Annotated in this window: 15 protein-coding genes and 1 pseudogene; 7 read left to right on the top strand and 9 right to left on the bottom strand. The window is 70.3% G+C overall.

The genetic code is table 11. The features are described from left to right. Positions 1–298 precede the first annotated feature (298 nt). Positions 299–3,430 (top strand): sacsin N-terminal ATP-binding-like domain-containing protein, encoded by a 3,132-nt coding sequence (locus ACFRMN_RS25335; protein ID WP_383023084.1) that lies wholly within the window; start codon positions 299–301, stop codon positions 3,428–3,430. A gap of 39 nt (positions 3,431–3,469) precedes the next feature. Here the strand turns inward: ACFRMN_RS25335 and ACFRMN_RS25330 are convergent, their stop codons facing one another. Both ACFRMN_RS25330 and ACFRMN_RS25325 read right to left on the bottom strand, forming a co-directional pair. Beyond that, the gene (locus tag ACFRMN_RS25330; protein ID WP_383023082.1) at positions 3,470–6,085 is read right to left on the bottom strand and encodes a cation-translocating P-type ATPase; all 2,616 of its coding nucleotides are present in this window, start codon (positions 6,083–6,085) and stop codon (positions 3,470–3,472) included. Between the two features lie 172 nt (positions 6,086–6,257). Then, positions 6,258–6,632, bottom strand: coding sequence for a DUF2530 domain-containing protein (locus tag ACFRMN_RS25325; RefSeq protein ID WP_383023080.1), 375 nt, complete (start codon positions 6,630–6,632; stop codon positions 6,258–6,260). A gap of 264 nt (positions 6,633–6,896) precedes the next feature. Here ACFRMN_RS25325 and ACFRMN_RS25320 point away from each other — a divergent pair, with 264 nt between their 5' ends. Then, positions 6,897–8,351: an NCS2 family permease gene (locus ACFRMN_RS25320; protein ID WP_383023078.1), complete on the top strand. Its 1,455-nt coding sequence runs from the start codon at positions 6,897–6,899 to the stop codon at positions 8,349–8,351. 66 nt (positions 8,352–8,417) lie between these two features. Here ACFRMN_RS25320 and ACFRMN_RS25315 read toward each other — a convergent pair whose 3' ends face one another. After that, entirely contained in the window at positions 8,418–8,615 is a 198-nt protein-coding gene (locus ACFRMN_RS25315; RefSeq protein ID WP_383023076.1) for a ribbon-helix-helix protein, CopG family, read from the bottom strand. A gap of 173 nt (positions 8,616–8,788) precedes the next feature. On the opposite strand from ACFRMN_RS25315, the gene ACFRMN_RS25310 reads away from it, so the two are divergent. Beyond that, the gene (locus ACFRMN_RS25310) at positions 8,789–9,229 is read left to right on the top strand and encodes a MarR family winged helix-turn-helix transcriptional regulator (RefSeq protein ID WP_383023075.1); all 441 of its coding nucleotides are present in this window, start codon (positions 8,789–8,791) and stop codon (positions 9,227–9,229) included. A gap of 29 nt (positions 9,230–9,258) precedes the next feature. After that, positions 9,259–10,824, top strand: coding sequence for an MFS transporter (locus ACFRMN_RS25305; protein ID WP_383023073.1), 1,566 nt, complete (start codon positions 9,259–9,261; stop codon positions 10,822–10,824). 86 nt (positions 10,825–10,910) lie between these two features. On the opposite strand, the gene ACFRMN_RS25300 is transcribed toward ACFRMN_RS25305, so the two are convergent. After that, on the bottom strand, positions 10,911–11,501 hold the full coding sequence (locus tag ACFRMN_RS25300) for a Uma2 family endonuclease (protein WP_383023123.1): 591 nt from the start codon (positions 11,499–11,501) through the stop codon (positions 10,911–10,913). Positions 11,502–11,631: 130 nt separating this feature from the next. Here ACFRMN_RS25300 and thpR point away from each other — a divergent pair, with 130 nt between their 5' ends. Next, a complete protein-coding gene (gene thpR / locus ACFRMN_RS25295) occupies positions 11,632–12,246 on the top strand; it encodes an RNA 2',3'-cyclic phosphodiesterase (protein ID WP_383023121.1) in 615 nt (204 codons plus the stop codon). Positions 12,247–12,483: 237 nt separating this feature from the next. Here thpR and ACFRMN_RS25290 read toward each other — a convergent pair whose 3' ends face one another. After that, entirely contained in the window at positions 12,484–13,479 is a 996-nt protein-coding gene (locus ACFRMN_RS25290; protein ID WP_383023072.1) for an aldo/keto reductase, read from the bottom strand. 187 nt (positions 13,480–13,666) lie between these two features. After that, complete coding sequence (pip, locus tag ACFRMN_RS25285) at positions 13,667–14,686, bottom strand: prolyl aminopeptidase (RefSeq protein WP_383023070.1); 1,020 nt, start codon at positions 14,684–14,686, stop codon at positions 13,667–13,669. A gap of 96 nt (positions 14,687–14,782) precedes the next feature. Here pip and ACFRMN_RS25280 point away from each other — a divergent pair, with 96 nt between their 5' ends. Further along, the gene (locus ACFRMN_RS25280; protein WP_383023068.1) at positions 14,783–15,343 is read left to right on the top strand and encodes a MarR family winged helix-turn-helix transcriptional regulator; all 561 of its coding nucleotides are present in this window, start codon (positions 14,783–14,785) and stop codon (positions 15,341–15,343) included. Positions 15,344–15,405: 62 nt separating this feature from the next. Here the strand turns inward: ACFRMN_RS25280 and ACFRMN_RS25275 are convergent, their stop codons facing one another. Both ACFRMN_RS25275 and ACFRMN_RS25270 read right to left on the bottom strand, forming a co-directional pair. Then, positions 15,406–16,962 carry a carotenoid oxygenase family protein gene (locus ACFRMN_RS25275; protein ID WP_383023066.1) on the bottom strand — a complete coding sequence of 519 codons (1,557 nt, stop codon included), beginning with the start codon at positions 16,960–16,962 and terminating at the stop codon, positions 15,406–15,408. Between the two features lie 242 nt (positions 16,963–17,204). Continuing rightward, positions 17,205–17,438, bottom strand: a pseudogene (locus tag ACFRMN_RS25270) (MarR family transcriptional regulator); the annotation flags it as partial. Between the two features lie 126 nt (positions 17,439–17,564). Between ACFRMN_RS25270 and ACFRMN_RS25265 the strand changes: the two are divergent. Then, a complete protein-coding gene (locus ACFRMN_RS25265) occupies positions 17,565–18,668 on the top strand; it encodes a WD40 repeat domain-containing protein (protein WP_383023064.1) in 1,104 nt (367 codons plus the stop codon). Between the two features lie 31 nt (positions 18,669–18,699). Here ACFRMN_RS25265 and ACFRMN_RS25260 read toward each other — a convergent pair whose 3' ends face one another. Beyond that, positions 18,700–19,527: a TetR/AcrR family transcriptional regulator gene (locus ACFRMN_RS25260; RefSeq protein ID WP_383023063.1), complete on the bottom strand. Its 828-nt coding sequence runs from the start codon at positions 19,525–19,527 to the stop codon at positions 18,700–18,702. Positions 19,528–19,557 lie beyond the last annotated feature (30 nt).

The raw sequence follows: 19,557 nt of genomic DNA, 5'->3' as shown, positions 1-19,557 counted from the left end.
GTCGGGGTCGTAGGAGGTGCGTGTCCGGACACTAAAGCGTGATTTGTGGCGCGCGACCGCCCGTGTCCTGACTGTGGCCGGACTCGCGCCGTAAATCATGCCGTCCGGACATGTACCTCCGGAGGCCCCGGCACCCGGCACCAGCCGCACGCACCCGCACCCCCGCCGGACGGCACACCCCGCACCCCCGCCGGACGGCACACCCCCGCCGGAGGCGCACCCCACACCCCCCGTCGGACCGCGCCGCGCGATACCTTCGGCCCGCACGTACGCGACAGCGAAAGAGCGGAGTCACAGCGTGAGCGTCAGGACCACCGAAGGGGCCGACCCGTTCGGGACGGCTCGGCTGCGGCGTGGGGTGCTCGATGCCTGGGGCGCCAGCCCCGCGCGGTTCCGGGAGGACGCCAACGCCGAGGAAGACCTCGCGCTCGGCGGCTACCGCGACCGGCTCGTCATCGAGCTGGCCCAGAACGCCGCCGACGCCGCCGCCCGCGCCGGTGTGCGGGGACGGCTCAGGCTGACCCTGCGGCCCGGCGGCGCGGACGGCAACCCCGAGAGCCCCGCCGTACTCGTCGCCGCCAATACGGGCGCGCCGCTCGACGCGACCGGCGTCGAGTCGCTCAGTACGCTGCGCGCCTCGGCCAAGCGCGAGGGGCACGAGAGCGCCGTGGGCCGGTTCGGCGTCGGGTTCGCGGCCGTGCTCGCCGTCAGCGACGAACCCGCCGTCATCGGACGGCACGGCGGGGTCCGCTGGTCCCTCGCGGAGGCCCGTGAGCTGGCCGGGCGGGCCGCGCAGGCGAGCCCCGGGCTCGGGGACGAGCTGCGGCGCCGCGACGGACACGTACCGCTGCTGCGGCTCCCGCTGCCGGCGGAGGGCACGGCACCGGAGGGGTACGACACCGTCGTCATCCTGCCGTTGCGGGACGGCACCGCCGCCGATCTGGTGGCGCGGCTCCTCGCCGAGGTCGATGACGCGCTGCTGCTGACGCTCGCCGGACTCGCCGAGGTCGTGATCGAAACCCCCGACGGGGTACGGGTGTTGCGCCGGTCGCAGGACGGGCCGTACATCGACGTGGACGACAGCGCGGACGGCGCCACGCACCGCTGGCGGGTCGTCGGCCATCACGGCGCGACGCCGCCCACGCTGCTCGAAGGGCGGCCCGTGGAAGAGCGGCTGCGGCCCCACTGGTCCGTCACCTGGGCCGTGCCCGTGGACGCCGAGGGTGCCCCGGCCCGCCCCCGTACCGCGCCCGTCGTGCACGCGCCGACGCCCACGGACGAACCGCTCGGCGTGCCCGCGCTGCTGATCGCCTCGCTGCCGCTCGACACCACACGGCGCCATCCCGCGCCGGGACCGCTCACCGACTTCCTGGTCGGGAAGGCGGCCGACGCGTACGCGGAGCTTCTGGGCGGCTGGGAGCCGGTCTCGACCGGCACCATCGATCTGGTGCCCGGTCCGCTCGGAAAGGGCGAGCTGGACGGCCGGCTGCGGGCCGCGATCCTGGAGCGGCTGCCCCGGGTGGCCTTCCTGGCCCCGGCGGCTCCGAGTGAGGAGCTGACCGCGCTGCGGCCGTTCGAGGCGGAGGTCGTGGAGGGCGCGGGCGCCGACACCGTGAGCGTGCTGGCGGAGGTGCTGCCGACGCTGATGCCCGCCGGGTTGGAGCGGCGGGTGGAGCTGCGCACGCTGGGCGTCGGGCGGCTGCCGCTCGGTGAGGCCATCGAGCGGATCGCGGGCGCCGAGCGGCCGCCCGCCTGGTGGTGGCGGCTCTACGAGTCGCTGGCGGGCGTCGATCCCGAGCGGCTGTCCGGGCTGCCGGTGCCGCTGGCCAATGGGCGTACGACGATCGGGCCGCGCCAGATCCTGCTGCCGCTGCCGGACGCCGCCGGGTCGGCCGAGCTCGCGCGGCTCGGGCTGAAGGTGGCGCACCCCGAGGCCACGCATCCGCTGCTGGAGAAGCTGGGCGCGCTGCCCGCCACGCCTCGTGCCGTACTGACGACCCCGCAGGTACGCGCGGCGGTCGCCGCTTCGCTGGACGCGGGCGAGGTCTGGGACGAGGACGCCGACACGCCCGACGCGGAGGAGCTGGCCGAGATCGTGCTCGGCCTCGTACGGGACGCCGGTCTGGAGGCGGGGGACGAGCCGTGGCTCGGCGCGCTGGCGCTGACCGACGAGGACGGCGAGCCGGCGCCGGCCGGTGAACTGGTACTGCCCGGCAGCTCGTTCGCTTCGGTGCTGCGCGAGGACGAACTAGCCTTCTGTGACACGGAGTTGGCCGAGCGCTGGGGCGAGCAGCCGCTCGCCGCGTGCGGCGTCCTGGCGGACTTCGCGCTCGTACGGGCCACGGACGTGGTGCTGGACCCCGATGAACTGGAGCCCCGCGAGGGGGACTTCGCCGAGCCGGACGACGCCGGACTGCTGGACGCGGTCGATGTGTGGTGCGAGGACGTACTGGACCGGCTGCCCCAGACGCCCGTACCGCCGGTCGCGACCGAGATCGTGGCCGTACGGGACCTGGATCTGGTCGATGACGACGCGTGGCCGCGCGCGCTGGCGCTGCTGGCACGGCCGCCGCTGCGGGACGCGCTGACCCAGTCCGTACGGGTGCTGCTGCCGGACGGTACGACGGAGACGGTGCGTTCGTACACCGCGTGGTGGCTGCGCGACCATCCCGTACTCGACGGGCGCCGCCCGGCCGGACTGCGCGCGGCGAGCGGTGACCCGCTGCTGGCGGGGCTGTACGACTCCGTGGACGCGACGGGCTTCGACGACGCGCAGGTGCTGCGGGCGCTGGGGGTGCGGACCTCGGTCGCCGCGCTGCTGGACGAGCCGGGCGGCGCGGCGGAGCTGCTGGGGAGGCTGGCCGACCCGGAGCGGGAGGTGAGCCCGGAGCAGCTGCACGGGCTCTACACGGCGCTCGCGGATCTCGATCCCGAGCAGGTGACGCTCCCGGACGAGCTGCGGGCGGTCGTGGACGGCGAGGTGCGGGTGGCCGACGCGGCGGACGCGGTGATCGCGGACGCGCCCGATCTGCTGCCGCTGGCGGGCGGGCTGCCGCTGCTGCCGGTGTCACCGACCCGGGTGGCCGAGCTGGCCGAGCTGCTTCAGGTACGGCGGCTGAGCGAGGTGATGGCCGGCGCGGCGGAGGTCACCACGGAGGGCGAGGAGCACACGGTCCCGGACTCGGTCCGCGTACTGCTGGGCGCGGGCACCCCCGACACGTATGTGGAGCACGAGGAACTTCTCGCGGGCGGTGTCGAGCTGGACTGGCGCCGTACGCCGGACGGGGTGGTGCACGCGGCGACGGTGGAGGGTGTGGCGGCGGGGCTCGCCTGGGCGACGGGGCAGTGGCCGCGGCGCTTCGAGGTGGCGGCGCTGCTGGAGGATCCGTCGCGGACGGCGGAGCTGGCCAGGGACCGCTGGTTCGACTGACGGTTCGACTGACGGGGTGGGGTGGGCTGGGGTGGGGACCTACGCCGCGAATCTGCGGCCCACCCATCGCCAGCAGAACTCCAGCGCCGCCGACGCCACCACCGCGATGCCGACCGCCGTCCACGGCATCGTCGTACCCACCAGTTTCAGCGCGAAGAAGTGCTGGAGCCACGGCACGGCCAGCACCACCAGGAACGCGGCCCCCATCGACACCACCAGGCAGATCCGCCACCAGGTGTAGGGGCGCGCGACGATCGCCAGGACCCACATGGAGACCAGGAACAGCGTGAGCGTGGCCGCGCTGGTCTCCGCGTTCAGGGCGTCGGGGCCGGAGTAGTGGCTCCGGGCCAGCAGATACGTGACGAAGGTGGCGATCGCCGCGATGATGCCCGAGGGGATCGCGTACCGCATCACCCTGCGTACGAAGTTCGGCCGCGCGCGCTCGGTGTTCGGGGCCAGCGCCAGGAAGAACGCCGGGATGCCGATCGTCAGCGTGGAGAGCAGCGTCAGATGGCGCGGCAGGAACGGGTACTCCACCTGGAAGCAGGCCACCAGGACCGCGAGCAGCACCGAGTAGACCGTCTTCGTCAGGAAGAGCGTCGCCACGCGCGTGATGTTGCCGATGACCCGGCGGCCCTCGGCGACCACCGACGGCAGCGTCGAGAAGCTGTTGTTCAGCAGCACGATCTGGGCGACGGCGCGCGTCGCCTCCGAGCCCGAGCCCATCGAGACGCCGATGTCCGCGTCCTTCAGAGCCAGGACGTCGTTGACGCCGTCCCCGGTCATCGCGACCGTATGCCCGCGTGACTGGAGCGCGCCGACCATGTCGCGTTTCTGCTGCGGGGTGACCCGGCCGAAGACCGCTCCGGAGTCGAGCGCGTCGGCCATCTCCGCCCGCTCGGCGGGCAGGTGCCGGGCGTCGACCGTGTGCTCCGCGCCCGGCAGGCCGAGCTTTCCGGCCACCGCGCCGACCGAGATCGCGTTGTCGCCGGAGATGACCTTGGTGGCGACGTCCTGTTCCGCGAAGTACGCGAGGGTGTCGGCGGCGTCGGGCCGCAGCCGCTGTTCCAGGACGACGAGCGCGGTCGCGCGGGCCCCGGACGCGGCGTCGGGCGCGTCGAGCTCATTGTCGGTACGGGCGAGCAACAGGACGCGCAGGCCCTGCCGGTTGAGGTGGTCGATCTCGGCGAGCGCCGGATCGTCGGAGGCCAGCAGGACGTCGGGCGCGCCGAGCAGCCAGCGGGCGGACTCCCTGCCGGATTCCCCGAAGGTGCCCTCCCCGCCGGATTCCCCGAAGGTGCCCTTCTCGAAGGCCGCCTCACTGAAGGCGGCGCCGCTGTACTTGCGCGCGGAGGAGAAGGGCAGCGCCTTCGCGACGGGCCACCGCCCGCTCTCGTCGCGGTAGGCGTCGATGATCGCCTGGAGGCTGGCGTTGGGGCGCGGGTCCGACCGCCCGATCGCGCCGAGGACCTGCCGTACGTACGTCACGTCCGCGCCGTTCAGCGGTCGCAGCTCGCGGACGTCCATACCGCCCTCGGTGAGCGTGCCCGTCTTGTCGAGACAGACGACATCGACGCGGGCCAGCCCCTCGATCGCGGGCAGCTCCTGAACCAGGCACTGCTTGCGGCCGAGCCGGATGACCCCGATCGCGAAGGCGACGGAGGTCAGCAGGACGAGCCCTTCGGGGATCATCGGGACGATGCCGCCGACCGTCCTGGCGATGGAGTTCTTGAAGTCGTTCTGTTTGACGACGAGCTGGCTGATGATCAGTCCGAGGGCGGTCGGGATCATCATCCACGTGACGTACTTGAGGATCGTGCTGATGCCGTTGCGCAGCTCGGAGTCGACCAGCGTGAAGCGGGACGCCTCCTCCGCGAGCTGCGCGGCGTAGGCGTCGCGCCCGACCTTGGTCGCCCGGAACGCGCCGCCGCCCGCGACCACGAAGCTGCCGGACATCACCTGGTCGCCGGGGCGTTTCAGCACCGGATCGGCCTCGCCGGTCAGCAGCGACTCGTCGACCTCGATGCTGTCGGCCTCGACCATCTCGCCGTCGACCACGACCTTGTCACCGGGGCCCAGCTCGATGAGGTCCCCGAGGACGATCTCGCTGGTGGAGATCTCGGCGGCGACTCCGTCACGCCGTACGGTCGGCTTCGCCTCGCCGATGACCGCGAGCCCGTCGAGGGTCCGCTTGGCGCGCCACTCCTGGATGATGCCGATACCGGTGTTGGCGATGATCACGAAGCCGAAGAGGGTGTCCTGGATCGGCGCGACGAAGAACATGATCACCCAGAGGACGCCGATGATCGCGTTGAAGCGGGTGAAGACGTTGGCGCGGACGATCTCGGAGAGGGAACGGCTGCTGCGGACCGGGACGTCGTTGACCTCGCCGCGGGCGACGTGCCGCGCCACCTCGGCGGCGGTCAGGCCGCTGTGGCGGCCGCTGGGCCGGGGCGGTCTCATGGGGTGTACGGGGTCGAGTTCGGCGCCCGCGTCGATGGCCCGACCGGTCGGGCCAGTTGGGTCGGTCGAGCCGACCGGGCCGGACGGGCCGGTTGGGTCGGACGAGCCGGTCGGGCCGTGAGATCCGCGGCCGTGCGGCTCGGGGCCATCGGGCTCGGGGCCGTCGGTGTCGATCTTCGCCCGCTGCGTCATGGTTCCGACGGTACGGCCGGTGGGGCGCGTTCACCCGCCGGCCAGGGGGAAGATCCGACCCGGGGACGAGGCGGATCGTCCCCTGGCAGTACGCGAGGGGGGTGGGGGATGAGACTTTCGCCGGGGGTGGGTCGGGGTTCCCGCTGTCAGGGAAGCGGATCGGGGGAGCTGGTCAGGGGGCGCCGTCCGTCCGGTCAGTCCGGTCAGTCCGGTCCGTATGGCCTGTCCGGTCCGTATGGCCTGTTCGGTCCGTGTGGTCTGTCCGGTCCGTTCCGTCCGCCTTGCCCGCCGCCGCGGCTGCCGCGCGCTTGATCGCCGCGTCCCGTCCCCGTACGTACCAGATCCCGATGAGCCCGAGCCCGCCGCCGGCCAGACAGGTCCAGAGCCACCAGGTGTGCCCGTGGTCGCTGAACCAGCCGTAGAACGGGAGCTGAAGAAGGAAGAGGGCGAACCAGATGATCGTGCCGCCCGTGATGGTGCCGACTACCGGCCCCTCCAGGGGCTCGGGCGCCGCACGCCGGGGAGTTCCCGTCCAAGAACCGGTCATGCCCGTCAGTCTATGCGGGGCAGGCGGAGGGCCTGAGCGGGCCCGATGAGGTGTGGGCCGGGGCGCCGGGGAGGTGGGCCACGCAAGGGTCTACGCGCGGAGATAGCGATCTTCGACTCATGTATTCATACTGAAACGGTTTCTGGCTGACTGGTTTTGTTCGTTTGAATGTCCAAGTCCGGCTGGATTTTGCTCGCTCATCCGCTCTTTGTTCTGTCCTTTTCTGTCCTTGCTGTCTCCTTCGTATGACGACTGAGGTTCCGCATGCCCCCCTCGGCCACCGCCCCGGTCGGTTCCGATGCCCAGCCGCCGCCCCCCGGGCAGCCGTCCGGCGGGCTGGACCGGTTCTTCAAGATCTCGGAGCGCGGCTCCACCGTCGGCCGTGAGGTACGTGGCGGCTTCGCCACCTTCTTCGCGATGGCGTACATCATCGTGCTGAACCCGATCATTCTCGGTAGCGCGAAGGACATGTACGGGCATCAGCTCGACAACGGTCAGCTGGTCACCGCGACCGTGCTGACCGCGGCCTTCTCCACGCTGCTGATGGGGGTCATCGGCAATGTACCGATCGCCCTGGCGGCCGGCCTCGGCGTCAATACCGTCGTAGCCCTCCAGCTCGCCCCCAGGATGAGCTGGCCGGACGCGATGGGCATGGTCGTACTCGCCGGTCTCGTGGTGATGCTGCTGGTGGCGACCGGTCTGCGGGAGCGCGTCATGAGCGCCGTGCCGCCCGGGCTGCGCAAGGGCATCGCGATCGGTATCGGTCTCTTCATCATGCTGATCGGGCTGGTCGACTCCGGCTTCGTCTCGCGTATCCCGGACATCGCCCAGACCACCGTGCCGCTCCAGCTCGGCTCCAACGGGCATCTGCACGGCTGGCCGGTACTGGTCTTCGTCATCGGGGTGCTGCTCACGCTCGCGCTGATCATCCGTAAGGTGCCGGGCGCGATCCTGATCTCCATCGTGGCGATGACGGTCCTGGCGATGGTCATCGACGCGGTCGTGAAGGTGCCCAGCTGGGGTCTGACGACCCCGAAGTGGCCGGGGAACCCGGTCTCCACCCCGGATTTCGGTCTGGTCGGTGACTTCAGCCTGTTCGGCGGCTTCGAGAAGGCCGGCGTCCTGACCGGTGTGCTGTTCGTCTTCACCGTGCTGCTGTCGTCCTTCTTCGACGCGATGGGCACGATCCTCGGCGTCGGCGACGAGGCCAAGCTGTTGGACAAGCGGGGGAATCTGCCCGGTATCAACAAGGTCCTCTTCGTCGACGGCATCGCGGTCGCGGCAGGCGGCGCGTCCTCGGCCTCGGCGAACACCTGCTTCGTGGAGTCCACGGCCGGTGTCGGCGAGGGCGCGAGGACCGGGCTGGCGTCCATCGTCTCGGGTCTGCTCTTCACGGTGGCGCTGTTCTTCACCCCGCTCGCGACGATGGTCCCGTCCCAGGCCGCGACGCCCGCACTGCTGGCGGTCGGCTTCCTGATCCTGGCCGGTTCCGTACGGGACATCGACTGGAGCGACTTCACCATCGCCGTTCCGGCGTTCCTGGCGATGGTGATGATGCCGTTCACGTACTCGATCACCAACGGCATCGGCATCGGCTTCATCAGCTTCAGCGTGCTGCGGCTGGCCGCCGGGCGGGGCCGCGAGGTACCGGTGGCGATGTATGTCGTATCGGCGGTCTTCGTCTTCTACTACGCGATGCCGGCGCTGGGCCTGACGTAGCGCACGGGCCCGTCCGGCGGACCTTCGGGGGCGCGGGCGGGGGCGGGGGCGGGGTCGGGGGCCGCCTCATTTCACCCCGTACTCATCCACCCCGTAGAACTTCTCCGTCTCCTCGACGGCCGACTTGAAGCGTTCGTCGAAGTCATCGCGAATGAGCGTCCGGACCACATAGTCCTGGACGCTCATTCCGCGTTTGGCGGCATGCCGCCGGAGCCGGTCGAGCAGCTCACCGTCGATCCGCAGGCTGAGCACTGTCGATCCCATACGCACCAGGGTCGGGCCCATACGTGCCCATGCGCGTCACTTTCCGCAGCGTTCTCACTCGTTTGGGTGATTCTCGCCATAATCTTCGCGCCCGGTGCGAGCTTCTGAGTGCCCGCTTCCGGTGCGTGCATCCCGGTGGTATTTAGATTGGGTAATGAGTTACGCTAACAAACATGCCTGACCTACCCCACGGCGACGAGAACGAAGCCGCCGTGAACTCTCTTCGCTCCGCCGTCATGCGGCTGGGCCGGCGCCTGAAGCACCAACGTGTCGACGAGTCGCTGAGCCCCACCGAGATGTCGGTACTGGGCACCCTTGCCCGCTGCGGTTCCGCCACCCCGGGCGAGCTGGCGCGCAAGGAGCATGTTCAGCCGCCGTCGATGACCCGCATCGTGGCGCTGCTCGAAGCGAAGGGTCTCGTCAGGCTGGAGCCGCACCCCGACGACCGTCGGCAGAAGGTGGTCAGCCAGACAGAGCGGGCCGAGGCGATGCTCGAAGAGAGCCGTCGCAAGCGCAATGTCTGGCTGGCGTCCCTCGCCGAGGGCCTGGACGATGACGAGTGGGCGAAGCTGCGCGCTGCCGCCCCCGTACTGGAGAAGCTCGCCCACTTGTAATTCGCGCGCCGTAAGGAGGCGAACCCACTTTGAGTACGGGATCCGGAGCAGACTCCGCCCCCGCACCGAAATCCACCCACGACCTCACCACCTCGGACAGAGCCACCTCGGACAGGGCCACGCCGGACGGGGCCACCTCGGAGAGCAGGACTTCGGGGAACACGACCTCGGGGTACACGCCTTCGGGGAACACGACCTCGGAGAGCACGACTTCGGAGAGTGCGATCCCGGAGTGTGCGACCCAGGACAGCCGTATATCCGACGCCGGCATATCCGAGAGCGAGATACCCGACGGCGCGTCCGTCGAGCGCACGACCGACGGCGGGATGTTCTCGTCGCTGAAGATCCGCAACTACCGTCTGTTCGCGACGGGTGCCGTCGTCTCCAACATCGGTACGTGGATGTCCCGGATCACCCAGGACTGGCTGGTCCTCAGCCTCACCGGCTCATCGGCGGCCGTCGGCATCACGACGGCTCTCCAGTTTCTGCCGATGCTGCTCTTCGGTCTCTACGGCGGCGTCATCGCCGACCGCTACCCGAAGCGTCAGCTGCTGCTCTTCACCCAGGCCGCGATGGGCCTGTGCGGCCTCTCGCTCGCTTTTCTGACGCTCTCCGGACATGTCCAGGTCTGGCACGTCTATCTGATCGCCTTCCTGCTCGGCATGGTGACGGTCGTCGACAACCCGAGCCGCCAGTCGTTCGTCTCCGAGATGGTCGGCCCCGACCGGCTGCGCAACGCGGTCAGCCTCAACTCGGCCAACTTCCAGTCCGCCCGGCTCATCGGCCCCGCCGTCGCCGGTGTCCTGATCACCACGGTCGGCAGCGGATGGGCCTTCATGCTCAACGGCCTGTCCTTCATCGCCCCGCTCGTCGGGCTGCTGCTGATGCGCCAGCACGAACTGCACAAGTCCGTCCGCGTACCGCGCGGAAAGGGCCAGCTCAGGGAGGGGCTGCGCTATGTGCGTGGCCGTCCGGAGCTGATCTGGCCGATCGTCCTGATCGGGTTCATCGGCACCTTCGGCTTCAACTTCCCGATCTGGCTGACGGCGTTCGCGCATGGGGTCTACGACGGCGGCGCCGGCCTGTACGCCTTCTTCAACATCCTGATGGCGGCCGGCTCCCTGGCGGGCGCCCTGCTCGCCGCCCGCCGAGGCTCCAGCCGACTGCGGGTGCTTCTCCTCGCGGCGATGGCCTTCGGCGTGCTGGAGATCGTGGTGTCCTTCTCGCCGTGGGTCTGGCTGTTCTCGCTGGTGCTCGTGCCCATCGGCATGCTCGGCATGACGACCAACATCAGCGCCAATACGAGCGTCCAGATGGCGTCCGACCCGGAGATGCGGGGCCGGGTGATGAGCCTCTACATGATGGTCTTCGTCGGCGGCACCCCCATCGGCGGCCCGCTTCTGGGCTGGGTCACCGATACGTATGGCGCCCGCGTCGGCTTCGCCACGGGCGGCCTGGTCTCGCTGCTCGCGGCGGGGACGATCGGCCTGATCCTGACCCGGGTGGCGGGGGTACGGCTGAAGGTCGGCCTGCGCGGCGGACGCCCGCACGTGGCGTTCGTACCGAAGAAGGAGGAGCTGGCGGCGGCCGCGTAGACGGGGTGGACCGGGTGGCGGCGGACGGAGGTGGCCCCGACCGAATGGGTTCGGTCGGGGCCACACCTCAGTTCCGTGCGCGGGGGTCAGTCGCGGGGGAATTCGTCGGTCTTCAGGGTCAGGCCCACGACAGTTGCGGTGAGGTCGATTTCCTTGCCGAAGGTGGTGGTCCGCTCGTCCGTGTACTCGCCCTCCTTCGGCTCCGTGTAAATGTGGCACCTGCCCGTGTAGGGATCGGCGATGAGATAGACAGGGACCTCGGCAGCCGCGTAGATGGCCTTCTTCAGCCCGTAGTCGTTGACGGCGGTACGTTTGGAGATCACTTCGCCGATGAACTCGACGTCCTGGTACCGCCAACGCCCTTTGGGGTCTTTCACGGATTCCTCCGACAACGCGGCGACATCTGCGCAGAAGCCGTTGAGGTACCCAGGGAAATCGATGCGCACATCGGACGTCAGCCGCTTTCGCGGATACGTGGTCCGCAACTGCTCGATGATGTCCAGGGTGATCTCCCAATGGACCTGACGCTGCGGCGACATGAAGATGTTCCCCCCGACGATCTCGACCTTGATTCCCTCGGGGACAGGCATCTCTTCGAGCGCCTGGAACATCCTGTCCAGAGTCAGCTTGTCGCTCTCGTCGGCCATGGCGATCCTGTCAATCTCTATGACGGTCATCCTGGCGCTCCTCCCCGCTGCCGCATGGATGCGGCAGCCGCGCAGTACAACGATACGCACGGTGACCGGGTTACGTACGGTTTCGGACGGCTGGGAGACTCGGCCTCATGAGCAGGAGAGGTTCATGACCATGAGACTGTTCGCCGCCGTACTGCCGCCCGCCGAAGCCGTCGAGGAACTGGCCCGTGCCGTGGACCGGCTCCGGGGGCTGCCCGGCGCCGACGGGCTGCGGTGGACCGGCCACGACGGCTGGCACTTCACGCTCGCCTTCATGGGAGAGGTCGAGGACCGGCTGCTTCCCGAGCTGACCGAGCGCCTGGAGCGGGCCGCGCGGCGTACGGAGCCGTTCGCGCTCCGTATCCATGGAGCCGGGCACTTCGGCGGGCGGGCCCTGTGGGCCGGGGCCGCCGGGCAGATCGGCGAGTTGCGCCTTCTCGCGGAGCGCTCCGACGCGGCGGCGCGGCGGGCCGGGCTGTCGATGGAGGAGCACCGCCGCTACCAGGCGCATCTGACGCTCGCGCGCGGTCGTGGCGGTCGTGCGGACGTGACCGGCGGCCGTACGGATGTGGACCTGTCGTTGTACGCGGAAGCCCTCGACAGCTTCGAGGGCACGCCGTGGGAGGTGGCCGAGCTCGTGCTCGTACGCAGTCGGCTGCCGGTGAGCGGGGTGCCGGGGGAGCAGCCGCGGTACGAGGCGGTCGCGCGCTGTCCGCTCGGCCGGGCCCGGCCCGGGGCGTCCGGGTAACCCGGACGTCCGGGCAACCCGGGCGTCGGTGCTGTCGCCCCCGGCCGTTAACCTCGACCTGTGGACCCCAAAACCCGGAACCGCATCATGGCGGGCGTGCTTGTGCTGATGTTCGTGATCATCGCTGTGGCGGCCGCGGTCGGTTAGTCACCGGCCCCAGCCGCCTTCAGCTACGCGCCGTCGCCGTCGCCGTGGCGTGCCGGCCTCATTGGTCGTCGGCGCCCGGCAGTCCGCGTACTACCAGGCGAAGGCCTCCGGCGACGGGCCCGGACCCGGGAAGATCTCGTCCAGCGAGGACAGGACCTCCTCCGACAGCTCAAGCTCGACCGCCCGCAGGGCCGACTCCAGCTGCTCCAGCGTACGAGGGCCGACGATCGGGCCCGTCACCCCGGGCCGGGTCAGCAGCCAGGCAAGCGCCGCCTCGCCGGGGTCGATGCCGTGCTTGTCGAGCAGGTCCTCGTACGACTGGACCTGCGCCCGGATCGTCGTATTGGCGAGCCCGCTGCCCGAACGGCCGCCGGCCGTGCGGGAACCGCCGCCCTCGCGCTCCTTGCGGATCGCGCCGCCCAGCAGACCGCCGCTCAGCGGCGACCAGGGGATGACCCCGAGGCCGTACTCCTGCGCGGCCGGGATGACCTCCATCTCGGCGCGGCGCTCGGCCAGGTTGTACAGGCACTGCTCACTGACCAGACCGTACGAACCGAGCCTGCGGGCGGTCTCGTTGGTCTGGGCGATCTTCCAGCCGGGGAAGTTGGACGACCCCGCGTAAAGGATCTTGCCCTGCTGGATCAGGGTGTCGATGGCCTGCCAGATCTCCTCGACCGGGGTGTCACGGTCGATGTGGTGGAACTGGTAGAGATCGATGTGGTCGGTCTGGAGCCGCTTGAGGCTCGCGTCGACCGCGCGGCGGATATTGAGGGCGGAGAGCTTGTCGTGGTTGGGCCACGCGGGGTCGTCGCCGGCCATGTTCCCGTAGACCTTGGTGGCGAGGACGACCTTGTCGCGGCGGTCGCCGCCCTTGGCGAACCAGGTGCCGAGGATCTCCTCGGTACGGCCCTTGTTCTCGCCCCAGCCGTAGACATTGGCGGTATCGAAGAAATTGATGCCCGCGTCGAGCGCGGCGTCCATGATCGTGTGACTGTCGGCCTCATTGGTGAGCGGGCCGAAGTTCATCGTCCCGAGGACGAGTCGGCTTACCTTGAGTCCGGTGCGTCCGAGCTGCGTGTACTTCATGACTCCATAGCCAACGCGTTCGAGCGCACTCGAAGCAACCCCTGCTGGGCCTTGTGGTCGTCTTCGTACCGGCGGCGGGAGTGGGCTCGGGGTCGTGGGGCTCACGTTCGCGAAACGTGAGCCCCTGGCCACCCCAGCCCGCCTCCAGCCTGTCTCCAGCCCGCCCCCAGCCTGCATCCAGCCCGTCTCAGCTCGCGAACGCGTCTATCGCTGCCCGTACTTCGCGGCGCTCCGCCGTGCTGCCCTTGTGCCCCGCGTCCTCGATGACGATCAGCCGGGCGTCCGGCCAGGCGCGGGCCAGCTCCCATGCCGTGCCGAGGGGCGCGCTCAGATCGAAGCGGCCGTGCACGAGTACGCCGGGGATCCCCGCCAGCCGCCCCGCGTCGCGCAGCAGCGAGCCCTCGTCGAGCCAGGCGCCGTGCGAGAAGTAGTGCGCGCAGATCCGGACGACGGCGCGCCGGGCTGCGGCTTCCCGCTCGCCGAACGGGTGGGCCGAGCCGTGCGGCTCCATGGAGAGTACGGCGTCCTCCCAGGCGCACCAGTCGGTCGTGGCCCGTTCCCGTACGGCGGGATCCGGATGCTCCGTCAGCCGGGCGTAGGCGGCGAGGAGATCGGCGGTGCGCCCGCCGCGCTCGGCCTCGGGGACGCCCGCGCGGAAGCGGTCCCACTCCTCGGGGAAGATCTGTCCGACGCCCCCGTACAGCCAGTCGATCTCCGACCGCCGGGTCGTGGTGACCCCGGCGATGACGATCTCGGAGACGCGATCGGGGTGCCGCTCGGCGTACGCCAGGATCAGTGTCGAGCCCCAGGAGCCGCCGTACAGCAGCCAGCGGTCGATCCCCAGATGGACACGCAACCGTTCCATGTCGGCGATGAGATGGTCGGTCGTGTTGTGGCGCAGGTCGGCGGCCGGGTCGCTCGCGTGCGGGGTGCTGCGTCCGCAGTTGCGCTGGTCGAACAGGACGATGCGGTAGCGCTCGGGGTCGAAGAACCGCCGGGAACGCGGGCCGGTTCCCGACCCGGGGCCGCCGTGGACGACGAGGGCGGGCTTGCCCTGGGGATTGCCGCAGACTTCCCAGTGGACGAGGTTGCCGTCGCCGACGTCGAGCATGCCTTCGTCGTAGGGGTCGATGGGCGGGTGGAGCGGGTCCGGTGACTGGGGTTGGGGTTGGGGCTGAGGCTGGGGCGAGTTCTCGGCTCGGGGCATGGGGCGGGCTCCCTGGGTGCGGCGCGCGGCGCGCGGGGCGTTCGGTGGTGTCGGCGCCGACCCTACAGATGCAACAGCCCTGTTACATTTTCTTTTATGACTTCAGACAGCCCTGGTCCGCACGGCACGCCGAGTCCGCGCGTTCCACCCGGCTCACCGGGTCCCGAACTGCTCGGGACCCGGCTACGGCATCTCCTCGACCGCCTCGAAGCTGGGGTAGAGGCCGTCTATACGGATCTCGGCATGGACGGCTTCCGCCCCCGTTACGCCCCCATCGTCCGGGCCCTGGCCGCCGCTCCGGGGCCGTGCTCCATCCGTGAACTGGCGCAGGCGACCGGAGTGACGCACTCCGCGGCGAGTCAGACCGTCGCGCAGATGGTCAAGGACGGCCTGGTCGTCCTGGCTCCGGGGGAGGACGCCCGGCGGCGCATGGTCCGGCTGACACCCCGGGCGAAGGAGCTGCTTCCGGCGCTGAACGTCGAGTGGGAGGCGACCTCGGGCGCGGCGGCGGAGTTCGAGGCGGAGCTGCCGTACCCACTGAGCCGGCTGATCGGCGAGGCGCTGGAGGCGCTGGACCGCCGCCCGATGGGCCAACGGATCGCTGACCGGGCGGCTCTGGGCCCGGGCGCGGGCGCGGACTCGGATACGGAGGGCTGATCGGTCCTGGCGTACGGCGGGGAGACGCGATCATGCGATCACTTGGGCACGCGATCACGCGGTTACGCGTCGGGGACCCAACTGCCATGGAATCCGAGGGGTACCCGCCCCGGCAGATGGATACGGGCGACCGGCTCGCCGGTGAAGTCCTGAGCGGCGAGGATGACCAGGTCGGCCGCGCCGCGCTCGGGGTTGTGCACGTAGGCGAGCGCATAGCCGTCGTCCTCGGCGCGGGTGTCCTTGGTGGCACCGGTCTCCGCACGCGACGGTACGAACACGGCCTCGCCCGCCGCCGCGTCCCGGGGGAAGCGGTGCACCTCGGTGGTGCCACGGAACAGGTCGTGCTTGATCAGGGCGTTGCTGAAGGCGCGGTCCGGCGGGACGCCGTCGACCGTCAGATACGCCCTCCACATCGCCCCGGCCGTGGCCGAGTACGCGTAGCGATGCCGCCGGGACACCAACCCCTCGTTGACCCGGGGGAATTCCTGCGGACGGTCGTCGAGGCGCCGCGTACGCACGCGGCCGTGTGCCAGGTCGATCGTCCAGCGGTCGAGGGACGGGGTCCCGAGCGCGCTGGGGCCGCCGGAGCCCCGGCCGGCCGCGAGGAAGGGCGCCGGCATGGTGGTGAGATCCACGACCACGGACGAGCCCTCGTCATAGGCGTTCAGGGTGTGCGAGTAGTAGGCGGACGGCACCTCGAACCAGCGGACCCGGCCACCGGCCCGTGGCATCACCCCGACGCGTGCCGGGTGCCGGTCGTTCCAGACGTACGGGACGGGGGCGCCCGCCCCGGCCGCCACGGGGTCGAAGGTCACCGGCATGTCGAAGACGACCACGTACCGCTCGGTCAGGGCGAAGTCGTGCATCATCGGGCTGTCGGCCACCGGGATCCTCGTGGTCCGTACGACCTGGCCCGTTCGGTCCACGACGAGATGCCGGACGTGGTCCCACGTCGGGTAGTACGTGATCGCGTGCAACTCGTCGGCTCGCGCGTCGAACTTGGTGTGCGCGGTGAACGCGCCGCTCAGCGTTCCGCCGAAGTCGTGCGTGCCGACGGTGTTCAGCTCGTCGTCGAGTTCGTAGGGCAGCGGCCCGCTCTCCTGCACCGCCAGAACGCGCCCCTTGTACGGGATCACATGGGTGTTGGTCGCGAAGTCGTCCTCCGGCACGGGACCGTCGTACGGCTCGCCCAGCTTGCGGGCGACGGCGGCCGACCGTATCCAGCGGTTGCGGTACCACTCGGCGCGGCCGTTCCGGAGGCGTACGCCGTGGACCGTCCCGTCGCCGAGCATCCAGTGGTGCGCCATGGGGTCCTCAAGACCGAGGGCGTTGGGGCCGTTGCGCAGGTAGCGGCCGTTGAGCTCGCGGGGTATGCGGCCGGTGACGGGGAGATCGAAGGCGGTGAGCTCGTCCGTCACCGGCGCGAAGGGGCCTTCGAGGAAGGGGCGGGTGGGTGTGGTGCTGGGGGCGGGAGTTGTTGTTCCGGTGGTTGCGGCGGTTGCGCTGGTTGCGGCGGCTGCCCGTGCGCCGAGGGGCGCCCCGCTGTGGAGGCCGAAGAACCCTCCGGCGGCTGCTACTGCCGCGCCGCGCATGATGTTCCGCCGAGTCCGGTCGGTCATGGTCGATCCCCCGTCGTGTGGTTGTGGCCGCTGGTCAGCGGCGTGACAACCAGAAGTCTCCGACGGAACGCGCCTCAGGTCAGGAGGGCTGGGACCCGAGCGGGGGTGTTGCTGGGCCCCGGAGGGCGGCGGGGTGAGGAGTGGGGGGTAGTCGGGGCGGCCCCCACCCGCCATGACCGATTCCGGCCCACCCGACTACCCCTCGGTCCTGACCTCGGTCCACCCCTTAACCCCTCAAGCCCCTAACCCCCCAACCACCCCGCCGCGTCCAGGCGGAAAGCCTCGGGCGGGGTTACCGTGCGGAGGTCCGACTCCATGGCTCGGACGCGGTCCCGGCCCAGCGTTTCGGCCCACTCGTCGCGTAGGCGGTCGAAGCCATGTGGGGTGAGGCGGACCAGTTTGCGGCGGGCGTCCGCCGGGTCATCGGTGCGTACCCCGTAGCTCAAGGACTCCAGGCGGTCGACCGTCTTGCCCGCACCGATCGACCCTCAGTTCGGGGCGGAGCCCGCGCTCGCCCGAGTCCCGGACCGGGCCATCCGGATCGGCCGTACGTATGGGCCATCCCGGCGGGCCGGCGTGGGCGGGGATGGCAGTCTTGGTGCATGCGTTCGCTTCCGCGCCACCCTGGCCCGCGTGTTTCCGGTGCCGTCGCCGCCACCGCCGGTGCCATCGTCTCCGTACTGCTGACGGCGGCCTCGGCGGTGGTGTTCGCGCCCGCCGTCACCCCCGCCGTGGCGGCCGACGAGGAGGCGCCCGACCAGAGCTTCACGATCAAGGACCCGAGGATCACCGAGTCCAGCGGTCTGGCCGCCAGCCGAACCCATCCCGGCGTCTACTGGACACATAACGACAGCGGCTATGGGCCCCAGATATATGCCGTGGACTCCAGGACCGGGGAAACTGTCGCGACGCTCACCCTCGAAGGCATCGGCAAGCCCCGGGACGTGGAGGCCATCTCCATGGGTCCCGATGGGAATGTGTATGTCGGCGATATCGGCGACAACCTGAACGGCACCTGGGATCACGTGTGGATCTACCGTTTCCCCGAGCCCAAGCAGCTCAAGGACGCGACGGTGCGCGCCACGCAGTTCACCGTGAAGTACGCCGACGGGCCGCGCGACGCGGAGTCGATGATGGTCGACCCCAAGACCGGGCGGGTCTATATCGCCTCGAAGAACAAGAAGGGCGGCGGGCTGTACGAGGGCCCGGCGGAGCTGACTTCGTCCGGGACGAACACCTTCCGGCGGATCGATGAGGTGCCCTGGGTGACGGACGGGGCGTTCTCGCCGGACGGCAAGGAGCTGGTGCTGCGCTCGTACTTCAGCGCGCGTGCCTACGCGTGGCAGAACGGCCGGCTGGGTGCGGAGCGCGGGATCAGCGCGCCGTTCCAGTGGCAGGCCGAGTCGGTGACCTATACGGCGGACGGCAAGGCGCTGATGTTCGGCACCGAGGGCAAGGAGAGCGGTGTCGTGCGGGTGGACCTGGACAAGGGCGCCGGCGGCAACTCGTCCTCCGGCGGCAGCTCATCCTCGGGCGCCAACTCATCCTCCGGGAGCGGGAATTCCTCGTCAGGTGGGGGTGGGGACGGGGGTACGGCCGACGGCGCGGGCGGCGAGAAACAAGGCAATGCCACCCTCGGCGCGATCATCGTCATCGGTGGAGCCGCGCTGGTCCTCGCCTTCAAGCGACTGCGCCGGAAGGACTGACTGAGAGAGACGCAGCACCGGCCGTGTCCCGTCATCCCGCCGTACCGCGTCCCGTCGTACCCTGCTCCGCCGTCTTCCGCTCCGCCGTATCCCGCCCCGCCTCCGCCGCGCGTCGTTCGACCAGGACCTCCAAGCCGTCGAGGATTCGCTGGAGCCCGAATTCGAAGTGGTCGAATTCGGGGCTGAACGCTTCGACGGACAGCGAGGCCATGACCGGATACACCCCGCTGGTCATGGCGTTCGACAGGACGGGTTCCTGGGCCTGCCAGAACTCCTGGTCGCTAATACCCGACCGCTTCTCCGCCTCGACGGCGTGGACATGCGTACGAGCGACCCCGGTCACATAGCCCTCGACCATGATGATCACTGAGATCAGCTCCGGGTCGCTCAGCCCCATGCCCTTGATGGCGGAGAGGGTCTTCTCCAGCCCGCTGACCGAGTTCGGGCCGAGGACCGGCCTGGCCTGGTTCACGGAGAGCAGCCACGGGTGGCGCTGGTGGAGCGCGAGCGCGGCGCGCGCTACCGCCTCGGTGGCGGCCCGCCAGCCCGATTCGGAGCCGGGGCTTTCGGGCGGCGCGGCCGTCTCGCCCCGTACCTGGTTCAGCATCAGATCGATCAGCTCGCCCTTGCCGGGTACGTACCGGTAGAGCGACATGGTGCCCGTGCCCAGCTCGGTGGAGAGCCGGCGCATCGAGACCGCGTCCAGGCCCTCGGCGTCCGCGAGCGCGACGGCGGTCGTGACTATCCGGTCGAGCGTGAGGCCGGGTTTGGGGCCGCGGCTGGGGCGTTCGCCCGATCCCCAGAGGAGTTCGAGGCTGCGCGCGACATTGCCGCTGCCGGTCGATTCCGTCGATGTCATGGGCTCAGCGTAATCCCCCGGAAAGAAAAT

It is taken from the genome of Streptomyces sp. NPDC056835 (assembly GCF_042789485.1).
Lineage (GTDB): Bacteria > Actinomycetota > Actinomycetes > Streptomycetales > Streptomycetaceae > Streptomyces.
Note: the sequence above shows the minus strand (reverse complement) of the source record. Positions and strands in the feature narration are given on the sequence as shown.

Excerpts from the sequence above, each read along its gene's own strand:
- ACFRMN_RS25330 (WP_383023082.1), bottom strand. The coding sequence starts at position 6,085 with ATGACGCAGCGGGCGAAGATCGACACCGACGGCCCCGAGCCCGATGGC.
- ACFRMN_RS25325 (WP_383023080.1), bottom strand. The coding sequence starts at position 6,632 with ATGACCGGTTCTTGGACGGGAACTCCCCGGCGTGCGGCGCCCGAGCCC.
- ACFRMN_RS25320 (WP_383023078.1), top strand. The coding sequence starts at position 6,897 with ATGCCCCCCTCGGCCACCGCCCCGGTCGGTTCCGATGCCCAGCCGCCG.
- ACFRMN_RS25315 (WP_383023076.1), bottom strand. The coding sequence starts at position 8,615 with ATGGGATCGACAGTGCTCAGCCTGCGGATCGACGGTGAGCTGCTCGAC.
- ACFRMN_RS25310 (WP_383023075.1), top strand. The coding sequence starts at position 8,789 with ATGCCTGACCTACCCCACGGCGACGAGAACGAAGCCGCCGTGAACTCT.
- ACFRMN_RS25300 (WP_383023123.1), bottom strand. The coding sequence starts at position 11,501 with ATGACCGTCATAGAGATTGACAGGATCGCCATGGCCGACGAGAGCGAC.
- thpR (WP_383023121.1), top strand. The coding sequence starts at position 11,632 with ATGAGACTGTTCGCCGCCGTACTGCCGCCCGCCGAAGCCGTCGAGGAA.
- ACFRMN_RS25290 (WP_383023072.1), bottom strand. The coding sequence starts at position 13,479 with ATGAAGTACACGCAGCTCGGACGCACCGGACTCAAGGTAAGCCGACTC.
- pip (WP_383023070.1), bottom strand. The coding sequence starts at position 14,686 with ATGCCCCGAGCCGAGAACTCGCCCCAGCCTCAGCCCCAACCCCAACCC.
- ACFRMN_RS25280 (WP_383023068.1), top strand. The coding sequence starts at position 14,783 with ATGACTTCAGACAGCCCTGGTCCGCACGGCACGCCGAGTCCGCGCGTT.
- ACFRMN_RS25275 (WP_383023066.1), bottom strand. The coding sequence starts at position 16,962 with ATGACCGACCGGACTCGGCGGAACATCATGCGCGGCGCGGCAGTAGCA.
- ACFRMN_RS25265 (WP_383023064.1), top strand. The coding sequence starts at position 17,565 with ATGCGTTCGCTTCCGCGCCACCCTGGCCCGCGTGTTTCCGGTGCCGTC.
- ACFRMN_RS25260 (WP_383023063.1), bottom strand. The coding sequence starts at position 19,527 with ATGACATCGACGGAATCGACCGGCAGCGGCAATGTCGCGCGCAGCCTC.